The organism is Niabella aurantiaca DSM 17617, assembly GCF_000374125.1.
Lineage (GTDB): Bacteria > Bacteroidota > Bacteroidia > Chitinophagales > Chitinophagaceae > Niabella > Niabella aurantiaca.
Genome location: NZ_KB893648.1, coordinates 1 through 20753 on the forward strand (window position 1 = coordinate 1; position 20753 = coordinate 20753).

At 49.5% G+C, this 20753-nt stretch carries 11 protein-coding genes, 2 tRNA genes and 3 rRNA genes; 15 read left to right on the top strand and 1 reads right to left on the bottom strand.

The features are described 5' to 3' along the window. The first annotated feature begins 267 nt into the window (after positions 1 to 267). The 11 genes from B160_RS0125820 (at position 268) to B160_RS0125870 (ending at position 11209) form a co-directional block, all read left to right on the top strand. Positions 268 to 1793, top strand: a 16S ribosomal RNA gene (locus tag B160_RS0125820). 158 nt (positions 1794 to 1951) lie between these two features. Then, positions 1952 to 2026: transfer RNA gene (locus tag B160_RS0125825), tRNA-Ile, on the top strand. A gap of 32 nt (positions 2027 to 2058) precedes the next feature. After that, positions 2059 to 2132 (top strand) — tRNA-Ala (locus tag B160_RS0125830). Between the two features lie 377 nt (positions 2133 to 2509). Beyond that, positions 2510 to 5308: ribosomal RNA gene (locus B160_RS0125835) — 23S ribosomal RNA — on the top strand. Positions 5309 to 5435: 127 nt separating this feature from the next. Further along, positions 5436 to 5547, top strand: a 5S ribosomal RNA gene (gene rrf, locus B160_RS0125840). Together the 16S, 23S and 5S rRNA genes with 2 tRNA genes alongside form the textbook arrangement of a ribosomal RNA operon. A gap of 389 nt (positions 5548 to 5936) precedes the next feature. Next, entirely contained in the window at positions 5937 to 6407 is a 471-nt protein-coding gene (locus tag B160_RS0125845) for a YybH family protein (RefSeq protein WP_018630863.1), read from the top strand. A gap of 331 nt (positions 6408 to 6738) precedes the next feature. Next, the gene (locus B160_RS0125850; protein ID WP_018630864.1) at positions 6739 to 7182 is read left to right on the top strand and encodes a DUF3592 domain-containing protein; all 444 of its coding nucleotides are present in this window, start codon (positions 6739 to 6741) and stop codon (positions 7180 to 7182) included. 66 nt (positions 7183 to 7248) lie between these two features. Continuing rightward, positions 7249 to 7980, top strand: a complete 732-nt coding sequence (locus B160_RS0125855) for a hypothetical protein (RefSeq protein ID WP_018630865.1) — start codon at positions 7249 to 7251, stop codon at positions 7978 to 7980. Between the two features lie 34 nt (positions 7981 to 8014). Continuing rightward, positions 8015 to 8749, top strand: coding sequence for a hypothetical protein (locus B160_RS0125860; protein WP_040680517.1), 735 nt, complete (start codon positions 8015 to 8017; stop codon positions 8747 to 8749). A gap of 74 nt (positions 8750 to 8823) precedes the next feature. Then, entirely contained in the window at positions 8824 to 9678 is an 855-nt protein-coding gene (locus tag B160_RS0125865; RefSeq protein WP_018630868.1) for an amidohydrolase family protein, read from the top strand. A gap of 307 nt (positions 9679 to 9985) precedes the next feature. After that, the gene (locus B160_RS0125870) at positions 9986 to 11209 is read left to right on the top strand and encodes a DEAD/DEAH box helicase (protein WP_018630869.1); all 1224 of its coding nucleotides are present in this window, start codon (positions 9986 to 9988) and stop codon (positions 11207 to 11209) included. 32 nt (positions 11210 to 11241) lie between these two features. Here B160_RS0125870 and B160_RS0125875 read toward each other — a convergent pair whose 3' ends face one another. Then, positions 11242 to 12129: a dienelactone hydrolase family protein gene (locus B160_RS0125875; protein WP_018630871.1), complete on the bottom strand. Its 888-nt coding sequence runs from the start codon at positions 12127 to 12129 to the stop codon at positions 11242 to 11244. Between the two features lie 214 nt (positions 12130 to 12343). Between B160_RS0125875 and B160_RS0125880 the strand changes: the two genes are divergently transcribed. The 4 genes from B160_RS0125880 to B160_RS0125895 all read left to right on the top strand — a co-directional run bounded on the left by B160_RS0125880 (position 12344) and on the right by B160_RS0125895 (position 20748). Continuing rightward, on the top strand, positions 12344 to 13105 hold the full coding sequence (locus B160_RS0125880; protein ID WP_157558233.1) for a hypothetical protein: 762 nt from the start codon (positions 12344 to 12346) through the stop codon (positions 13103 to 13105). Between the two features lie 338 nt (positions 13106 to 13443). Next, positions 13444 to 16935 carry a glycoside hydrolase family 2 gene (locus B160_RS0125885; RefSeq protein ID WP_040680542.1) on the top strand — a complete coding sequence of 1164 codons (3492 nt, stop codon included), beginning with the start codon at positions 13444 to 13446 and terminating at the stop codon, positions 16933 to 16935. Between the two features lie 13 nt (positions 16936 to 16948). Continuing rightward, a complete protein-coding gene (locus B160_RS0125890; protein ID WP_018630877.1) occupies positions 16949 to 19636 on the top strand; it encodes an alpha-L-rhamnosidase in 2688 nt (895 codons plus the stop codon). After that, positions 19636 to 20748 carry a glycoside hydrolase family protein gene (locus B160_RS0125895; RefSeq protein ID WP_018630879.1) on the top strand — a complete coding sequence of 371 codons (1113 nt, stop codon included), beginning with the start codon at positions 19636 to 19638 and terminating at the stop codon, positions 20746 to 20748. The genes B160_RS0125890 and B160_RS0125895 overlap by 1 nt, the downstream gene beginning before the upstream one ends. Positions 20749 to 20753: the final 5 nt, after the last annotated feature.

A 20753-nucleotide genomic window follows, 5' to 3' on the forward strand; every position in this document is an offset into this window, starting at 1 on the left:
TTGATGCGGGGATGGAGTTCTTTTAGGAGGTACAGCGTAGAGGCGCGCAGCTGGTTCAAATCCGGCGGTATTTACAAGGTCACGGAAGTCATTCTTTTAGGGGGTGATGGAAGTGGTAAGATCTTTGAAAGTTTGGAAGCAATAGCACAATTCAGTCACATTCAATTGTGACAACGAAAGGTAAGTCAAAAAGCAAATAACATTTAGATTTTTGACACGTTAATTTTTCTCTTGAGAATTTTTAATAGTCAGTAGTCAAACTCATTTACAACGGAGAGTTTGATCCTGGCTCAGGATGAACGCTAGCGGCAGGCTTAATACATGCAAGTCGTGGGGTAGAGAGGTGCTTGCACTTCTTGAGACCGGCAAACGGGTGAGGAACACGTACACAACCTTCCTTTTAGTGGAGCATAGCCCAGGGAAACTTGGATTAATTCTCCGTAAGATGTTGAAGAGGCATCTCTTTGATATTATAGCAGTGATGCGCTAGAAGACGGGTGTGCGTATGATTAGGTAGTTGGAGGGGTAACGGCCCACCAAGCCAACGATCATTAACTGGTGTGAGAGCACGACCAGTCACACGGGCACTGAGACACGGGCCCGACTCCTACGGGAGGCAGCAGTAAGGAATATTGGTCAATGGAGGCAACTCTGAACCAGCCATGCCGCGTGGAGGATGAAGGTCCTCTGGATTGTAAACTTCTTTTATCTGGGACGAAAAAAGGGAATTCTTTCTCGTCTGACGGTACCAGATGAATAAGCACCGGCTAACTCCGTGCCAGCAGCCGCGGTAATACGGAGGGTGCAAGCGTTATCCGGATTTACTGGGTTTAAAGGGAGCGTAGGTGGGCTAGTAAGTCAGTGGTGAAATCTCCGAGCTTAACTTGGAAACTGCCATTGATACTATTGGTCTTGAATATTGTGGAGGTTAGCGGAATATGTCATGTAGCGGTGAAATGCATAGATATGACATAGAACACCAATTGCGAAGGCAGCTGGCTACACATATATTGACACTGAGGCTCGAAAGCGTGGGGATCAAACAGGATTAGATACCCTGGTAGTCCACGCCCTAAACTATGGATACTCGACATTTGTGATACACAATAAGTGTCTGAGCGAAAGCATTAAGTATCCCACCTGGGAAGTACGATCGCAAGATTGAAACTCAAAGGAATTGGCGGGGGTCCGCACAAGCGGTGGAGCATGTGGTTTAATTCGATGATACGCGAGGAACCTTACCTGGGCTAGAATGCGAGTGCCGAACCATGAAAGTGGTTTTTCTAGCAATAGACACAAAGCAAGGTGCTGCATGGCTGTCGTCAGCTCGTGCCGTGAGGTGTTGGGTTAAGTCCCGCAACGAGCGCAACCCCCATCACTAGTTGCCATCAGGTAACGCTGGGAACTCTAGTGAAACTGCCGTCGTAAGACGCGAGGAAGGAGGGGATGATGTCAAGTCATCATGGCCTTTATGCCCAGGGCTACACACGTGCTACAATGGGGAGGACAAAGGGTTGCGACATAGCGATATGAAGCTAATCCCAAAAACCTCTTCTCAGTTCGGATCGCAGTCTGCAACTCGACTGCGTGAAGCTGGAATCGCTAGTAATCGTATATCAGCAATGATACGGTGAATACGTTCCCGGACCTTGCACACACCGCCCGTCAAGCCATGAAAGCCGGGTGTACCTGAAGTCGGTAACCGCAAGGAGCTGCCTAGGGTAAAACTGGTAATTGGGGCTAAGTCGTAACAAGGTAGCCGTATCGGAAGGTGCGGCTGGAATACCTCCTTTTTAGAGCTATGTACGGGTTGAATATTTTCAACCCCAGATTTACCGTGCTGTTGTTTCCTATTCTTTCAAATTTATTTAGCGTTCTTTTAAATAAAAGACAAGCCCGAGGGTTAACGGAGGCAATCATCTCGAGGCCCCTTTAGGGGTTTGGGGTATAGAGATCCGTAGCTCAGCCTGGTTAGAGCACTACACTGATAATGTAGGGGTCACCAGTTCAAATCTGGTCGGGTCTACTTTACAAGCTGATAGCTATCAGCCTTTAGATGGGGGGTTAGCTCAGTTGGCTAGAGCATCTGCCTTGCACGCAGAGGGTCATCGGTTCGACTCCGATATCCTCCACAAGTCAAATTTGAGGATGAATAATTTGAGGATTTGAAAAAAAAGAGTTCTTTTAAGATGAGATAAAGCCTGAGAGGCTCCGATGGTTCGAAACCATTTTATCTGCAAAAGTCGAATGAGGTTTGAGGTATATGATTTAGGTTGTGTAGTTTCAGATTTTCATGAAGACCAAGTTCTTTGACATATTGGAAAAAAATAAACTGTTAGGAGAGTACCTAACAGCCCGACGCGAGTCGGGTTCGATCACAATTTTTGAAACATCACACTATAATTATTATGGTTGGTCTGAAGAAATGTGGTCGGGTAACAATCTACAATTAAACTAAAAAATAAGTCCAAGCGGGAGCTTGGCCTCATTAAAGAAGTTTACGAACTTTTTTAAAGCAATTAAGGGCGTATGGTGGATGCCTAGGGTCTGAGAGGCGATGAAGGACGTGGTAAGCTGCGATAAGCCAGGGGGAACTGCACACAAGTATTAAATCCCTGGATTTCCGAATGGGACAACCTAATATACTGAAGGTATATTACTCGAAAGAGAGCCAACCCGGAGAACTGAAACATCTAAGTACCCGGAGGAAAAGAAAATAAGACAATGATTCCCTAAGTAGTGGCGAGCGAACAGGGAAGAGCCTAAACCAGCTTCGCGTGCGGAGCTGGGGTTGTAGGACTACTTTTAGAAAGCGTTATCAAGCAGAATTTTCTGGAAAGTTAAGCCAAAGCGGGTGATAGCCCCGTAAGCGGAAATTAACGTGGACGTGTAGTATCCTGAGTAGGGCGGGACCGGAGGAATCCTGCTTGAATCTGCCAGCACCATCTGGTAAGGCTAAATACTCCTCAGACACCGATAGTGAACCAGTACCGTAAGGGAAAGGTGAAAAGCACCCTGAATAAGGGAGTGAAATAGTACCTGAAACCGTACGCCTACAAGCGGTCGGAGCATCTTTATGGTGTGACGGCGTGCCTTTTGCATAATGAGCCTACGAGTTACTCCTCACTGGCGAGGTTAAGTTTTTGAAAACGGAGCCGTAGCGAAAGCGAGTCCGAACAGGGCGCTTAGTCAGTGGGGGTAGACGCGAAACTTTGTGATCTATCCATGGGCAGGTTGAAGGTGTGGTAACACACACTGGAGGACCGAACCCGTTGACGTTGAAAAGTCTTGGGATGACCTGTGGATAGGGGTGAAAGGCCAATCAAACTGAGAGATAGCTCGTTCTCCCCGAAATGTTTTTAGGAACAGCCTCGGATTTTAGAAGTGTACTAGAGGTAGAGCTACTGATTGGGCTAGGGGGCTTCACCGCCTACCAAACCCTGACAAACTCCGAATGCTAGTACATATCTCCGGGAGTGAGGCTGTGGGCGCTAAGGTCCATGGCCGAGAGGGAAATAACCCAGAATAGCAGCTAAGGTCCCCAATACATGGTTAAGTTAGACAAACGATGTAGAGTTTCTATAACAGCCAGGATGTTTGCTTGGAAGCAGCAATTCATTTAAAGAGTGCGTAACAGCTCACTGGTCGAGAGACTCTGCGCGGAAAATAATCGGGTATTAAACCATGAACCGAAGCTCTATGATCGCCCTTTGAGGGCTGATCGGTAGGGGAGCATTGAAACGGCATCGAAGGTGTACGGCGACGTATGCTGGAGCGGTTTCAAAAGAAAATGTAGGCATAAGTAACGATAAATAAGGTGAAAAACCTTATCGCCGAAAGTCTAAGGGTTCCTGATCAACGTTAATCGGATCAGGGTTAGCCCGGTCCTTAGTCAAACCCGAAAGGGGTAGACGATGGAAAGCAGGTTAATATTCCTGCGCCTGCTATACAATAAAAGTGACGGAGCATGTTAGCTGCCTAGTCTGACGGATTAGACGAGTGGAACCTTCGGGTGAAGCGCAGCAGTGAGAGTGCTTCCAAGAAAAGCGAGTATAGCAGCCGGTACCGCAAACCGACACAGGTAGACGGGATGAGTATTCTAAGGCGCTCGGGTGAGCCGTGGAGAAGGAACTAGGCAAATTGATGCTGTAACTTCGGGATAAAGCATACCACAGCGATGTGGTCTCAGTAAAATGGTTCAACCAACTGTTTAACAAAAACATAGGGCCCTGCAAAATCGAAAGATGACGTATAGAGCCTGATACCTGCCCGGTGCTGGAAGGTTAAGGAAGGATGTTCGGAGTAATCCAAAGCTTCTGACTGAAGCCCCAGTAAACGGCGGCCGTAACTATAACGGTCCTAAGGTAGCGAAATTCCTTGTCGGGTAAGTTCCGACCTGCACGAATGGTCTAATGAGTTGAACGCTGTCTCCTCCACGAGCCCGGTGAAATTGTAGTATCGGTGAAGATGCCGGTTACCCGCCACGGGACGGAAAGACCCCGTGAACCTTCACTACAACTTTGCATTGATTTTGAATTACGGATGTGTAGTATAGTTGGGACGCTATGAAGCTTTGCCGCCAGGTAGGGTGGAGCGGTCGTTGAAATACCAACCTTCTTTGATTTAGAATCTAATCCCTAGCGGGACACAGTGCATGGTGGGTAGTTTGACTGGGGTGGTCGCCTCCTAAAGAGTAACGGAGGCTTGCAAAGGTTCCCTCAGTACGGTTGGTAATCGTACGCAGAGCGCATTAGTAAAAGGGAGCTTGACTGTGAGGCAAACAGGCCGAGCAGGGACGAAAGTCGGCTAAAGTGATCCGGCGGTTCTGTATGGAAGGGCCGTCGCTCAAAGGATAAAAGGTACTCCGGGGATAACAGGCTGATCTCCCCCAAGAGCTCATATCGACGGGGAGGTTTGGCACCTCGATGTCGGTTCGTCACATCCTGGGGCTGGAGAAGGTCCCAAGGGTTCGGCTGTTCGCCGATTAAAGTGGCACGTGAACTGGGTTCAGAACGTCGCAAGACAGTTCGGTCCCTATCTGTGGTGGGCGTTAGTAAATTGCGAGGACATGACCTTAGTACGAGAGGACCGGGTCGTACGTGCCGCTGGTGTATCTGTTGTGCCGCCAGGTGCAATGCAGAGTAGCTAAGCACGGACAGGATAAACGCTGAAAGCATCTAAGCGTGAAACCTGCCTCAAGATGAGTTTACTTTTAAGGGCCGTCAGAGACTATGACGTTGATAGGCTACAGGTGTAAAGGTGGTAACATCAAAGCCGAGTAGTACTAATTGCCCGTAAGCTTTAATTTTTTTATTAGATCTCTTCTGACAGTTTTTTCCAATATGTTAATCTTATTAGATGTTAGATATTAGACGATAGATGTTAGACATTTTAGTGCTGCATTTTTAGTTTAGTGTTTTACATTTTTAATTTTTTATGGTGGTTATACCAAGGGTGTTCACCTCTTCCCATACCGAACAGAGAAGTTAAGCCCCTTATGGCCGATGGTACTGCACCACAATGCGGGAGAGTAGGTAGCTGCCATTCTTATTGAACCCTTCAGTTTTACTGGAGGGTTTTTTTATGCCTGCGGGTCCGCGCATGCCACTTGTGTTTGTAACCCGCATACCTGGAGCAGATCCCCGGCCACTACGCGGAGATAACCTGCTGACCCCATCAATTAAACGCCGTGAATCATCCAAAGATCATGAGGGACCGAAAGTATAAACACCACTGCACCGATGGAAGCCGGTAGGGCCGGCGAAAAAATCCCGTTTTCCAATTCTTCCCTCCCATTACGGATATAGCCGGAATTAGCGATGTTATAAAATAAACGTTGTGGCTATATTTATAATCGCTTATAACTGCTGTCTTTCCGGTTTGCAAGATAAAGAACGGGACATTCCATTTTATAGAGCAAATAAAAAATCCGACAAATGAAAAGAACAGTTCCATTTCTTGCAGTGTTCATTTTATTAATGAGCTGCAATCAACCACAACCAATCGATACAAAAGCCGAAGGTGAAAAACTGATGCAGGTCAGCCGTGATTGGTCAAAGACCGTTGCCGGGAATGATATTGAAAAGATCATGAGCTATTGGGCTGATGATGCTGAGTTTTTTGATAACCACGAGGGAAAACGCCTGAAAGGGAAAGCCGAAATACGAAAGATGGTGGAAGAAAGTTTGAAGATTCCCGGTTTCAAAATCAGCTGGGAGCCGGAAAGTGTATCTGTATCCGCCAGTGGCGATATGGGGTACCTCGTTGAACGAAATGAGATCAGCATACCCGATAGCGCCGGAAATCCAATGATAATGCGGGGCACTGTTGTAACCATCTGGAAAAAGGACGCTGCCGGCAATTGGAAAAATGTACTGGAGGCAGGGATGGATGATGCAAAGCAATAAGCAGGCGGCAAACAGTTAGCAGGGTTGCGGCGCGCGCATCGCAAAGCAGTCAGACGCCCGCGCTTCTGCAAACCGCGAAGGAAGCTCTTCCGGAGCGAAAGCACTTCAATACTGCTGAAGGATTCAGGAAAATGTGAAATGCCGTCCGCAGATTGCCGGACCCATCCGATCCATAAAGCAAGACTAAAAAATGAAATCAATCAGTTGTTCAATAGGCGATAAGCAGCAGATAGCGATCGTACGCAATGCATTTGAATGAATGGAAGTAATCGGTCTGAATGAGCATTCACTTTCGTATAAGATGCCGGAATAATAAAAAGAAGACAGGACCATGACTATTCTGTATATCATCATGATTTTAATTGCGACGCTTCCGCTGTGGAAGACGATCCGCTTTATACGATTGGAGGAAAGGATAAGAAAAGAGGGGATTTCAACTACGGGCGTTGTTATACATATTCATACAACCCGGTACCAGCGGGGCCCGGCAACGGACCGGGTGCATACCCGCTATCAAAGTGTCATACCGGGGCAGCATCATGAGGCAAATTTTGTAACAAAGTATAACAGGTATCGGATCGGGCAAACCATCCCCGTAAAATATATCCCGGAGCAACCGGATAAAATTGTTGTAGCCAGGAAGAGAGGCTACTGGCCCATGCTTATTTTTTCAATAGGATTATTGTTGTTTGTCTTTTTTGCGGTATACAAAATAAATGAGATGGTTATAACCGATGGCCGGCCTTATACCTTCAATCCGCCATGGAGAAATTAAAAGGGATCATAAATGGTTAGTGAACCGGAAGCGTTATGAAAACGGGGTTTATAAAACCAACTGCTTATGGACAAGTATACAAATCTGTATCGCTGGATGATCCTTCCCCTGCTATTTATGCAATTCGGCATTTTCAGAGATTACTGGGGCGACTTTTCAGAGAATGCCTGGGCGGTACATGTGCATTACTGGACGGGCACGGTCTGGTACCTGTACCTGATCATTCAGCCGTACTACGCCACCCATGGGCAGCTGGCGAAGCACAGGACCAACGGCATCATCGGAATGTTCATTGCCGGCGGTGTATGCTTAACCGCATTTAGCATGATGCACCGGGACATTGCCACTACCGAAAAGGCCCGGATGGCGCCAGAGCAGTTCGGACCCTTTCAACCCTGGTTTTTCTTTGGTGTAGCGGCCGTTGAAATAGTAATGATCATCGCTTTCGGTTTTGCTGTTATCAAAAGCATCCTTCATCGCCGGCAATTGGAACATCACGCGTGGTGGCTGGTATCTACCGTATTCATCATTATGATGCCGGCATTGGGGCGTGGGGTGCAGAATGTGCATGTGGCCATTCAAAGCAGTAAATGGCCAAACGTCGAGATCATGCCATCTCTTTATATTTCGGAGGGGATCATACTGAGCATGTTGCTGTTGGGAGCGTGGAGATATCAAAAACTAAAACATCCCGCCACCTGGCTGGCAGTGATCGTAAATGTGTTCAACTTTTTTTTGGAACCTGTTGGAAGATCGGAGATGGTGCAGAAATTTTTAAAAGCAATGATAAAAGGATGAATGTGCGCCGGCTTCTATATTGCAAGATCATAATATGGATACAGCATTGAAAAAAAGCCCCTCCTATTTTTTTATAATCTCCATAATCGGGGTGCTGGCTGCATTTATTGGTTTTGCAAAAACATTCTTTTTGCCTCTGTCAACCGGCAATTTTAAAGCACCGGCTGCGGTGCACATACATGGGGTGTTCGCTTTTGCCTGGATCATCCTGTTTTTTGTTCAAAATGTATGTATCCACCAGCGGCGCTATACGCTTCATAAACAATTGGGCCTTGCGGGCATTGGCATTGCGGCAGGCGTGTTTGTTACCTTGTTTTTTGTTGGGCGTTATACGGTTGATAAACAGTTGGCAAACGGAATAGCCCCATCAGATTATAACGATTTGCCGGGGGTGATCACCGGCGCCGTTTTGTTCATGGTACTTGTTGGTGCAGGCATCATGAACCGGGAGCGGGGGCCATATCATAAACGTTATCTATTACTGGCAACCATTGTTGTACTTTGGCCGGCATGGTTCCGCTTCCGGCATTATTTTCCCCATGTGCCCCATCCGGAATATTGGTTTGCATTAGTGCTGCCTTACAGCCTGATTCTGATAGCGTGGATCTGGGAATATTATAAATATGGGGCCATACATCCCGTTCTCCGGCGGATGGGCGTTTTTATTATTGCAGAGCAGACGCTGGAGCAATTGGCTTACGATTCACCCTCCTGGAGATCCGGATCAAAATGGCTGTATGAAATGCTTTATGCAGCCGGATCTGGTTAAACCCGGTTGCCAGCTATCTCTGTTTCGCATGAAACGCAACAGCTTCTCGGACAAACTACTAAATCCACAACATCATGATAAAACGATCGCTTATTGCCATTATAATTTTTCTTTCTTCATGTCAGGAACGCAATGACAGGCGAAAAGTTTTTGATGTGCACCTGCATGGAGCAGCAGTTCCCGGGCAACAACTTGATGCCCTTACGGCTAATGATGTGCATGCCATTGCTATCAGTACGTCGTGGCCCCAGCAGCAAGCCTATCAGAGCGGTCCACAGATAAACGTATTGCACGGTTTGTTGCTGCCCTGTCCCGGTGGAAGAGTACCCTATAGCAGACAACCTTGTTTTGAGGACGGGCGGGAATGGCCAAGTGTGGCTTGGGTAGAACGGCAGATCAAAGCCGGGCGCATCGACTTTATCGGAGAAGTATTAACGCAGTATCAGGGTATTTCCATGTCGGACACGCTTATGTATCCTTTTTATGCATTGGCAGTACAGTATGGCCTGCCGGTAGGGATACATACGGGCTCCGCCGGACCCGATCACGGCTGCCCCGGCTTTAAAGAGGATATGGGGAATCCCGCCCTGCTAAAAGAAACGCTGCAGCGGTTTCCGGAACTAAAGGTATGGCTGATGCATGGCGGAGGTCCCTATATAAAAGAGTGTATTGAAATAATGAAGACGCACCCCGGGGTTTATACGGACATTTCTGTATTGAACAACCCCGGAATCGTTCCGGAAAAAGAGTTCAGGACAATCATGCGCTCCTTTATCGATGCGGGCCTGGAAGACCGGCTGTTGTTTGGGTCGGACAATGCAGACATCAGTACGTCTATTGAGGCGGTAGAACGGTTAGCCTTTCTTTCCGGAAAACAAAAGGAAAAGATCTTTTACCTGAATGCAGCCTCCTTTTTCAAAAGCAAATAGCAGTATGGAACGATCAGCTGTCTTAATCTTATAAAAAGGGCTGGCTCCTGTGCGTAAAGCTGCCGGTGGAAGGCCCCGCCCGCTCGTTTCGGCGATTGGCAGCATACCGACTCTTTACCTGTTTGATGACTAAAACGAAAAATTGCCCGTCGGTTTAAAACCCGCTATAGTGGATGACCTTTTATTACTGCGGAAGACAACGGTAAACAGGCTGGCTTATGGGTGTAAAAGAAGAAATATAGTCAGGCGACAAAAAACACACCCAAAGCAAGTATCTTTGCAGCTTAATTTTTTAATCTGCAAGTAAGTGAAGTTTACAGAATTCGGATTTGATGAGCGCCTGATGGAAGGCATTGACGCCTCTAATTACCAACAGGCAACCCCGGTACAGGAACAGGTGATCCCCCATATACTGGAGGGGAAGGACGTATTGGCCTTTGCACAAACGGGTACCGGTAAGACTGCAGCCTTTTTGCTGCCGCTGATCAACCGGTTGCTTACCGGCCCTGCCGCCGGTACGGATGGTATTAAGGCGATCGTGATCGTACCCACCCGGGAGCTGGCGGTACAGATCGCACAACACCTGGATGGTCTTTCTTATTTTACAGACGTCAGCTCCGTTGCGGTATATGGCGGCGGCGATGGCAACAATTTCATACAGGAAAAAAGGGCGCTTACTGCCGGTGCGGATATTGTGATCTGTACCCCTGGCAAAATGATGGCGCATATGAAAATGGGCTATGTAAAACTGGACCGTTTGCAATGCCTGGTGCTGGATGAGGCCGACCGGATGCTGGATATGGGATTTTATGGTGATATCATGTTCATTGCGAACCATCTTCCCCAAAAGCGCCAGAACCTCCTGTTTTCTGCTACCATGCCGCCCGAAATAAAAAAAATGGCGCAGACCATTTTGCACAGCCCGGTTGAAGTGAGCATTGCCATGAGCAAGCCCCCGGCAAAGATCGTGCAGCAGGCCTTTATGGTTTATGACGAGCAAAAGATCCCGCTGATCCAGCACCTGCTGGCCGCAAAAAAATATAAAGCGGTACTGATCTTTTGCAGCAGTAAGCTCAATGTAAAACAACTTACCCGCGACCTGCGGCGAAAAGGCATCAAGGCGGGTGAAATACATAGCGACCTCGAGCAGGTGCAGCGGGATGATGTACTGATTCAATATAAAAGCGGCCGCTTGCCGGTGCTGGTAGCCACCGATATCCTGAGCCGGGGGATTGATATCGATCATATCGACCTGATCATCAATTTTGATGTGCCACGGGCAGGAGAAGATTATGTGCACCGCATTGGCCGCACCGCCCGTGCGGAAGCTGAAGGCAGTGCTTTTACCCTGGTAAACCAGAAGGACCAGCGTAAATTCCAGGCAATTGAAAGACTGATCGGACGGGAAGTGGACAAAATAACGATCCCGGATCACCTGGGCAAACAGCCTGCGTATAACCCCGTGCGGCAAAACCGCCCCAACGGCCCCGGGAAGAAATATTACAAGAAAAAAGGCGACCGGCACAAATAACTGCCGCATCGGCTCGCCCGGGGCACGGCTATTTATTGTAGCTGTGTTCTAAAAAAATCAATGGTACGTTTCCAGGCAAGCATTGCAGCATTCTTGTCATAACGCGGTGTGGTATTGTTATGAAAGCCATGGTTGGCATTGGCATAGATATAAGCCGTGTATTTTTTATGATTGCTTTTCAGCGCAGCTTCATAAGCAGGCCAGCCTTCATTAACACGGGTATCCAGCGCAGCATAGTGCAGTTGCAGCGGGGCTTGTATTTTTGGTACGTCCGCATCAGCTGGCTGTGTGCCGTAGAAAGGAACTGCGGCTGACAGGCCGGGCATCCGCACTGCCATCATATTAGCGATCCATCCGCCAAAGCAAAAGCCCACTACGCCTGTTTTTCCGTTGCAGTCCGGGTAGGTCTTAAGATACTCAGCTGCTGCAATAAAGTCTTCCAGCATTTCGTTTTTATCGCGCTTTGCCTGCAGGGTACGGCCTTCGTCATCGTTGCCCGGGTAGCCCCCAAGCGGTGTCAGCGCATCGGGTGCAAGCGCAATGAATCCTTCCAGGGCGGCCCTTCGGGCAACGTCTTCTATGTAAGGGTTGAGGCCACGGTTTTCATGCACCACCACGATGCCGCCGGTTTTCTTTTTCAGGCCTTCCGGCCAGGCGATCAGCGCTTTAATGGAGCTACCACCTTTGGGAGACTCATAATGAATATATTTTGTTTTTACCCTGGTATCCTCCGGTGTTACCTGAGCGGTGCTTGCATAGTCCGGCATTAAAAAGCTCATGAGCGCCGGAACGGTAAGTCCGCCAATCGCATAGGTCGAAAGCTTTTGCACAAAGCTGCGCCGGTTGATACGGTTGTGTGCGTAGTCATCGTACAGATCAAATACTTCCTGGCGGATATCTTCTTTTTTGATGGGATCCATGTTTACTGTTTTACAGGTTGAGAAAAGGGATCATACGAATACTGAAGGGCCTCTCAAATTTAGCTGATTTTTTTGTATTGCTATCCATGCGGGATGATATTTTTGGGTTTTGAGGGGCCGGAATACACCATGAAACCGGGATGATTCCGTTGTAACAAGTGGGATGCTGCTTTTCCCCGGCTTGTGGTTGCGTTTTATTTTTTATCTTACACCTATGAAGACCGGGGCCATTCTTTTGTCGCTGTTTATGATCATGCAGCAGGCGCTGCATGCGCAAACAGGCATGTTGACCAATACGCAGCAAGATGATGTAAATAAATTGATCCGGGCCGCCAAAGCCGGTAATAAGCAGCAGATCGCATCCCTCGTAGCGTATCCCTTAAAAAGGACCTATCCCCTGGAAGATATAAAAAGCAACGACGAGATGCTGATGCGTTTTGACACGATATTTGACCCGGTATTGCTGCGGCAGATCGCCCGGTCAAAGACGGAGAACTGGAAGGCAATGGGCTGGAGAGGTCTCATGTTGGATAATGGCGTGCTTTGGATGGATGATGCAGGCAAGATAATAGCCATTAACCATCAGTCGGAAAAGGAAAAGAAGTTACAGGAAAAAGCAATTCAAAAAGATAAGAAAAAGCTTCCTCCTTCCTTGCAGGGGTTTGTTAAACCCCTGTATAACATTACTACGGAACGCTTCCGGATCCGGATCGATGAGCTGGCAGGAGATCGGTTGCGCTATGCATCCTGGAGCCGGAAGCGCGGTAATAAAGAGCCGGACCTGGTGCTGTATAACGGTATTTTCGAAGCACAGGGATCCGGAGGAAATCATACGATCACTTTTACAAACGGTCAGCACCGGTATGTAGTTACTATTAACCGGCTGGGAACCAGCGAAACACCTGAAGTATTGTTAACTGTATTCAAAGAGGGAAAAGAGCTGTTGAATGATCCCGGAAGAATCAAAAGGAACTAAAGAACGTATAAACACCTTTACCGGCTCGCGATAACAAGGTCACATATGATTCATTGTTAGAGTATGACGGACAGGGTACGATCCTGCAGAACCCCGTCCTTACTCTAAACCAACTGATCCCGGTAGCAAGATCCTGCATCATTTTAGTGTTTTTTTGCAGCCGTTCGTAAAGAAAATACCTAAACTTTAGCTTTCTCAAGGAGTAGTGTATGAAAGCGATTGCAGCAATCCGGATTTTTTTTACAGGGTGGGTATCAAAGGCAACACGGCGCAGGAGCGCATATACCTCCATGCGTTCTTTTTTATACGGAAGACCTGCAAAACAGGGGTGCGGTTTAATGATCGGAATATTATTGCTGGGCTGCCAGCTCCGGGCGCAGCAGGTGCGCGATACGGTTTCCCTCAATGAGCAGTGGGTAACGGTGGCCGGGGATCTGCCGGAGCAGCGGTATAAAGGGTTTGAACAGCCGGAGTATAACACGGCAGGCTGGAAGCCGGTGACCGTTCCGCACAACTGGGATGATTATTATGGGTACCGGCGACTGCTGCATGGCAACCTGCACGGCAATGCCTGGTATAAAAAAAAGTTTACGGTTCATAAACGGGCCGGCAGGCGGTATTTTCTTTTTTTTGAAGGCGTCAGTTCTTATGCCACGGTGTGGGTGAACGGTAAAAGAGCTGGCGCGCATGCCGGTGGCCGCACTTCATTTACGATAGAGGTAACGGATAGGGTGCACAGCGGCAACGATAATGACCTTTCGGTGCTGGCCGCGCATCCTGCGGGGATACAGGACCTGCCCTGGGTATGTGGCGGCTGTAGTGAGGAACGGGGCTTTTCGGAAGGCTCGCAGCCTATGGGTATTTTTCGCCCTGTGCGGCTGATCACTACGAACCCGGTTCATATTCCTGCGTTTGGCGTACATGCCTGGGCGGAGATCACAAAAAACAACGCCCGTCTGTTTGTAAGGGCAACCGTCAAAAATGACCGCGGAAAAAAGGGGTCATTGCTGCTGGTTTCCCGTTTAAAGGATCACAGCAACCGCGTGGTGGCCCAATCGGAGCAAACCGTTTATCTAAAACCCGGGGACTCCTCAGTGATCGCGCAGCCGGAGATCAAAATAGCGGCTCCCAGGCTGTGGTCGGTAAAAGATCCCTATCTCTATCAGCTGGAAACAATAATTAAAAAGGGCGCCATGATTGTTGACCGGGTCGTAACTGATTTTGGTTTCCGTACCCTCCGGTGGGATCCGCATGCGCACCGTTTCCTGCTAAACGGACAACCCCTGCTGATCAATGGCGTTGCGGGGTATGAGCACCAACTGGGACAAAGTCATGCTTTTTCGCAGGAAGAGATCATTTCCAGGGTGAAATGGCTGCAGGCTGCCGGCTTCAATGCATTCCGCGATGCCCATCAGCCGCACAACCTGCTGTATGGAAAGCTGTTCAACCAAAAAGGTATTTTATGGTGGACGCAGCTATCGGCACATATCTGGTATGATACACCGGCCTTCCGGAAACAGTTTAAAACACTGCTGCGGGAGTGGGTGATCGAGCGGCGCAATGACCCGTCGCTGATCCTGTGGGGGATCCAGAATGAAAGCAAATTACCGGAAGATTTTACAAAGGAGTGTACAGAGCTGATCCGCAGCCTGGATCCTACGACCTCGCAACAGCGGCTGGTGACCACCTGTAACGGCGGTAAAGGCGCCGATTGGGATGTGCCGCAAAACTGGACCGGCACTTATGGCGGTGATCCGGATGCCTATGATCAGGATTTAAAAAAACAGGTGCTGGTGGGGGAATATGGCGCCTGGCGTACGATCGACTTGCATACAGAGGGCGGCTTTGCACAGCATGGACCCTACAGCGAAGACCGGATGACCCTGCTGATGGAAAAGAAACTGCGGTTGGCAGAGCAGGTGAAAGACAGTGTTGCCGGGCATTTTTTCTGGCTGCTGGCCTCGCATGATAATCCGGGCCGTGTACAGGGTGGCGAAGGTGATCGCGGCCTTGATCGCATTGGACCCGTAAATTACAAGGGAATGCTTACGTCCTGGGAAGAGCCAACAGACGTGTACTATATGTACCGTGCTAACTATAGCCCCGGGAAAACGGACCCGATGGTATATATTGCTTCGCATACCTGGCCCGGCCGGTGGCGGTCGCCGGGTATCAGGGATTCCATAGCCGTGTACTCCAATTGTGATGAGGTGGAACTGTTTAATGACGTAGAGGCTTCTTCTTTGGGCCGGAAAAAAAACAAGGGGCGGGGCGTTCATTTTCAATGGGATCATGTCAACATCCGATACAATGTCCTGTACGCGGTTGGGTTTATAAATGGCCAACCGGTTGCACGGGACACCATCGTACTGCATCATTTGCCGCAGGCGCCCCATTTTGCCCGGCTGTATAAGAATGCCGGGGATATAACAAAGCCGGTTACCGGGTATCATTATATATACCGCGTAAACTGCGGCGGCCCGGATTATAAGGACATTTATGGCAATACCTGGCAGGCAGACAGGGCGTTGCCACCGGATACCGGACTGCAACGTTTAGATCATAGATCCCAACAGCATTTCTGGGGATCTTCTTCGTGGGCAGATCGTTTCCCGGGCATCCCTTCTTTTTTTGCCAGTCAGCGCCGGACCTTTGCTCCCGTCAGGGGAACCCGCGACTGGCCGCTGTTCCAGACCTTCCGTTATGGAAAACAGGAGCTGCGCTATAGGTTTCCGCTGCCCGATGGCGACTACCAGGTGGAGCTGTATTTTATGGAACCCTGGCTGGGCATCGGCGGTGGTCTGGATGCGGCCGGCATGCGCCTCTTTGATGTGGCGTTGAATCAAAGAACCGTACTGGTTAATCTGGACATATGGAAGGAAGCGGGTACCAACAGGGCCCTGAAAAAAACGATACCGGTTACAGTGCGGGGCGGACAACTGGCGATCTCTTTTCCCCGCTCCGCAGCCGGTCAGGCACTGGTCTCTGCCATCGCTGTAGCGGCAAAGAAAGAAGCCGTCCGGGCAGCACCCGCATTTGAAAATGTAACGGCACTTGCTGCAAAAAATGCCACGCTGCAGTCCTGGCTGGATATTGGTATGCAGCCCTTTACCGGTGAAACGGTTCAGATCGGTCAGCTGCCCCCGGAGCTGTTTGGAGCAGACTGGATCCGCACACGCCGAAAAATGGGTGCAGCGCTATCCTTCCGGGTACAGCAGGCATCTGATGTATATGTTGCGGTGGCAGCAGGTGCTGATGCAGCGCAGTTAAAGAACTTTGAAGTCATCGGTACCGAAATGCTTACGGATGAGGCGGGAGGCAGGGGCTACCCGGTATATAAAAAACGTTTTCCTGCAAAGGCTGTTGTATTCCTGCAACACGCGGAAGATATATTGGTGGCCGTTACCCCTTCTGTCAATATGCAGCCTGCTTTTGATCTGAAGCCGGTAACATCGTATAAAACGGATAAAGCAGCATATGGCTCCGGCATTGTAACGGAAGTATTTGCAGGAGCGCCGCGGTCGGTAGTGCAAACGGATGCGGAAACCTTTATCCAATGGCCTGTAAAAACCGGTGTTGCAGATATTTACAACATCACGCTGAAGTATTATGACCCTTCGGAGCTTCAGCGCGAAGCGACCCTGGTGCTGACGGATGCAGGAGGCAACAGGATGGTGGAACAGCAGATTCCCCTTAAATTTACCCGGTCCGGCAAATGGAATCTGGCAACGGTAAATACGGGAAGCATGATCAATGCCGGGCACTACACCGTACGGCTCTTGCTAAAAAATGCAAAAGGCCTGGTGGTATCCAACATTGACATTCAGTAAAAATGATTTGCGTATGAAAAATTGGTTTATTCTCAGTGCACTTTTTCTTATCGGTCTGTCGGGCAATGCCCAGCTAAAAGCAGTGCACCTGCGTTGCGAATACCTGCAGAACCCGTTGGGGGTGGACGACCCGAACCCGAGGTTGAGTTGGGAGTTTGTCAGCGATCAGAAAAATGCGCGGCAGTCTGCTTACCGCATCCTGGTGGCCGATGATCCCGGCCTGCTGAAAAAAGGGTCCGGTAATATCTGGGATTCGCGAAAAGTACTTTCCGATGCCTCCATCCAGATCCGGTATTCCGGAAAACAGCTGGCATCCGGTAAAAAATATTACTGGAAGGTGATGACCTGGGACGCAAGCGGGCGCCCCTCTTCTTTTAGCGAGCCGGCGCACTGGCAGATGGGGTTGCCGAATGCTGCCGACTGGTCCGGTGCGCAATGGATCGCGCGGGATGTATTGCCGGAGGCAGACCGGATCGTTCCGTATGCACACGGCGGCGGAAAGAAGGAATGGGGTAAACGTCCGGATGTGCTGCCCTTACTGCGCAAAACGTTTAAGATTACCAGGCCCATAAAACAAGCCACTGTTTTTATCAGCGGACTCGGACATTTTGAAATGCATGTGAACGGCAGGAAAACAGGCGATCATTTTCTGGATCCGGGATGGACGCAATATGCGAAACAGGCACAGTATGTGACCTTTGATATTACCCCCCAGCTGCAAAATGGCGTAAATGCAATAGGCGTGATGCTGGGAAACGGCTTTTATTATATACCCGGTGAGCGCTACCGGAAGCTGACGGGTGCCTATGGTTTCCCGAAGATGATCGCAAAAATAATGATCGAATATAAAGACGGTTCCTCAGAAACGGTGGTGTCGGACAACAGCTGGAAAACAGCCGAATCCCCCATTTATTTTTCCAGTATTTATGGCGGGGAAGACTATGATGCGAACCGGGAAAAAGCCGGGTGGGACGGGCCGCATTTTAACGATGCCGGCTGGACGCCTGCAGTAGTCACTAACGGACCGCCACAATTACAGGCCCAACCGGCAGAGCCGGTGCGCGTGCTGCAAACATTCCGGCCGGTTTCAAAAAAAGAATTGACCCGGGGCACCTGGGTGTACGACCTGGGTCAGAATTTTTCCGGGATCCCCGCAATAAAGGTTTCGGGAAAAAAAGGAGATACCATCCGGCTGCGGCCAGCAGAACTGGTCACAAAGGATGGCGCTGCCAACCAAAGAGCTACCGGATCGCCGCATGTGTATACCTACATATTGAAAGGGAATGGCGTGGAAGAATGGCAGCCCCGCTTTACGTATTATGGTTTCCGGTATGTACAGGTAGAAGGTGCCGTACCGGAGGGCTCCTCTTCCGGTTTGCCGGTGATCCGGGACCTGAAAGGGTTGCATATCCGCAACAGTGCACCGGAGATCGGAACCTTCAGCAGCTCCAACAGATTGTTTAACCAGACAAACGAACTGATCCGCTGGGCCATCCGCAGCAATATGGTAAGCGTGTTCACCGATTGTCCGCATCGCGAAAAGCTGGGCTGGCTGGAGGAAACCCACCTCATGGGCAGCTCGGTGCAGTACAATTATGACATTGCAGCACTTTGCAAAAAAGTGGTACGCGATATGATCAACGCGCAAACGGAAGACGGGCTGATACCGGATATTGCGCCCGAGTATGTGCAGTTCGATGGGGGGTTCCGAGATTCCCCCGAATGGGGAAGTGCAGGTGTGATCTTTACCTGGTACGCGTTTCAATGGTATGGCGATACCGCATTGCTGAAGGAAGCCTACCCGATGATGAAAAAATATGTATCCTATCTGAAAGCAAAGTCAAAGAATCATATTCTTGAATTCGGGTTGAGCGACTGGTATGATATCGGTCCCGAACATCCCGGTGTTTCGCAGCTCACGCCGATGGGCGTTACCGCAACGGCTACTTATTATTATGATCTGACCATTCTTGCAAAAGTGGCGGCATTGCTTGGCATAAAAGCAGATATGCCCCTTTTTGAGAACTGGGCCGCGGAAGTAAGACGCTCCTTTAATGACAAATTCTTTAACAGACAGACCAGACAATATGCCACCGGCAGCCAGGCGGCCAACGCGATGGCCTTATACATGAACCTGGTGGAGCCGGAATACCGGGAGGCGGTAGTGCAAAACCTGGTAAAGGATATCCGCGGCCGGAACAACGCGCTTACGGGTGGTGATGTGGGGTACCGCTATGTATTGCGGGCCCTGGAAGACGCCGGCTACAGCGATGTGATCTATGATATGAACAACCGCAGTGATGTGCCGGGTTATGGTTACCAGCTGGCGCACGGGGCTACCGCACTTACAGAATCCTGGGCGGCATTGCCTTCTGTGTCCAACAATCACTTTATGCTGGGACACCTGATGGAGTGGTTCTACTCCGGCCTTTGCGGCATCCGGCAGGCGGAAGGCTCCGTAGGATTTAAAGATATAGAGATCAAACCCCATCCCGTGGGAACGATCAGCAATGCAGCAGCAAGCTATCATTCCGTACGCGGTTTGATAAAAGTGGATTGGCAAAAAGAAGGTGACCGGTTTACGGTCAATGTGGTGATCCCGGCCAATACCACAGCTACCATTTACTTTCCGCCGGGTTATGATAAAGCGCCTGTAAAAACAGGATCGGGCAGCTACAGCTTTACAGCAAAGAAAAAATAATGAGAACTGTTTTTTTATTGATCGGATTTCTTCTGTTGGGCAATACTGCGGAGGCACAAAAAAAGAACGTGCCGCAGGCGGTGATGGAAAGAGTATATGCAGCCGTAAAAACACCCTACAAGTACGGGTTGGTACTGGCTCCCGGCAGTCCGTCAAAAAAGCTGGATTGCCCTACCGTGTTCCGGAAAAACGGGAAATGGTATCTGTCGTATATTGAGTTCGATGGCGATGGCTATGATACCTGGCTGGCGCAGAGCACGGACCTGCTGCACTGGAAGCCCCTTGGAAAGATACTGTCCAAAACAAAGGATTCGCTGCAATGGGATGGCTACCAGAAAGCCGGGTATGTATCGCTGATCGATCCTGCCTGGGGGGGAAGCTACGCGGTGGAAAAGTATAACGGAAAGTATTGGATGAGCTATATCGGCGGGCATACGCCGGGATATGAAGCCGGCTTGCTCTCGATTGGAATGGCCTGGACCCCGGGCGCTGTTACCCGTCCGCACGAATGGCACACTATGGATCGGCCGGTGTTAAAGGCCACGGACCCGGATGTGCGCTGGTGGGAAAATAAAAAGCTGTATAAGAGCTCGGTGATATGGGATAAAAAGAAAACCCTGGGTTATCCCTTTGTGATGTATTACAATGCCAATGGCGATACCAGCAACAATACGCCTAAATGGCGCTGGTTTGAGCGCATTGGAATGGCCGTGTCAAACGATATGGTACACTGGAAACGCTATGAGGTGGATCCCGTGGTGCACCACCGGATCGGCATTACCGGGGATGGGGTGCTGCAGAAAATGGGAAACCTGTGGGTCATGTTTTATTTTGGCGCGTTCTGGGAAAACAGGAAGAACGAAACCTTTAACCGCTTTGCGTGCTCGTACGACCTGGTGCACTGGACGGATTGGAAAGGGGCCGACCTGATCCACTCCTCGGAACCCTTTGATCAGAAATATGCGCACAAGCCCTGTGTGGTAAAATATAAAGGAGTGGTGTATCATTTTTACTGCGCGGTAAATGATAAGGACCAGCGGGGTATTGCGGTGGCCACATCAGCAGACAAGGGAAAGAGCGCTGTCCATTTTACCGGCCCGTCGGGTTTTTAAAACCT

Bases quoted from the DNA above. Each gene is read 5' to 3' on its own strand.
- B160_RS0125865 (WP_018630868.1), top strand. From the start codon at position 8,824: ATGATAAAACGATCGCTTATTGCCATTATAATTTTTCTTTCTTCATGT.
- B160_RS0125875 (WP_018630871.1), bottom strand. From the start codon at position 12,129: ATGGATCCCATCAAAAAAGAAGATATCCGCCAGGAAGTATTTGATCTG.
- B160_RS0125885 (WP_040680542.1), top strand. From the start codon at position 13,444: ATGATCGGAATATTATTGCTGGGCTGCCAGCTCCGGGCGCAGCAGGTG.
- B160_RS0125890 (WP_018630877.1), top strand. From the start codon at position 16,949: ATGAAAAATTGGTTTATTCTCAGTGCACTTTTTCTTATCGGTCTGTCG.
- B160_RS0125855 (WP_018630865.1), top strand. From the start codon at position 7,249: ATGGACAAGTATACAAATCTGTATCGCTGGATGATCCTTCCCCTGCTA.
- B160_RS0125860 (WP_040680517.1), top strand. From the start codon at position 8,015: ATGGATACAGCATTGAAAAAAAGCCCCTCCTATTTTTTTATAATCTCC.
- B160_RS0125850 (WP_018630864.1), top strand. From the start codon at position 6,739: ATGACTATTCTGTATATCATCATGATTTTAATTGCGACGCTTCCGCTG.
- B160_RS0125845 (WP_018630863.1), top strand. From the start codon at position 5,937: ATGAAAAGAACAGTTCCATTTCTTGCAGTGTTCATTTTATTAATGAGC.
- B160_RS0125895 (WP_018630879.1), top strand. From the start codon at position 19,636: ATGAGAACTGTTTTTTTATTGATCGGATTTCTTCTGTTGGGCAATACT.
- B160_RS0125880 (WP_157558233.1), top strand. From the start codon at position 12,344: ATGAAGACCGGGGCCATTCTTTTGTCGCTGTTTATGATCATGCAGCAG.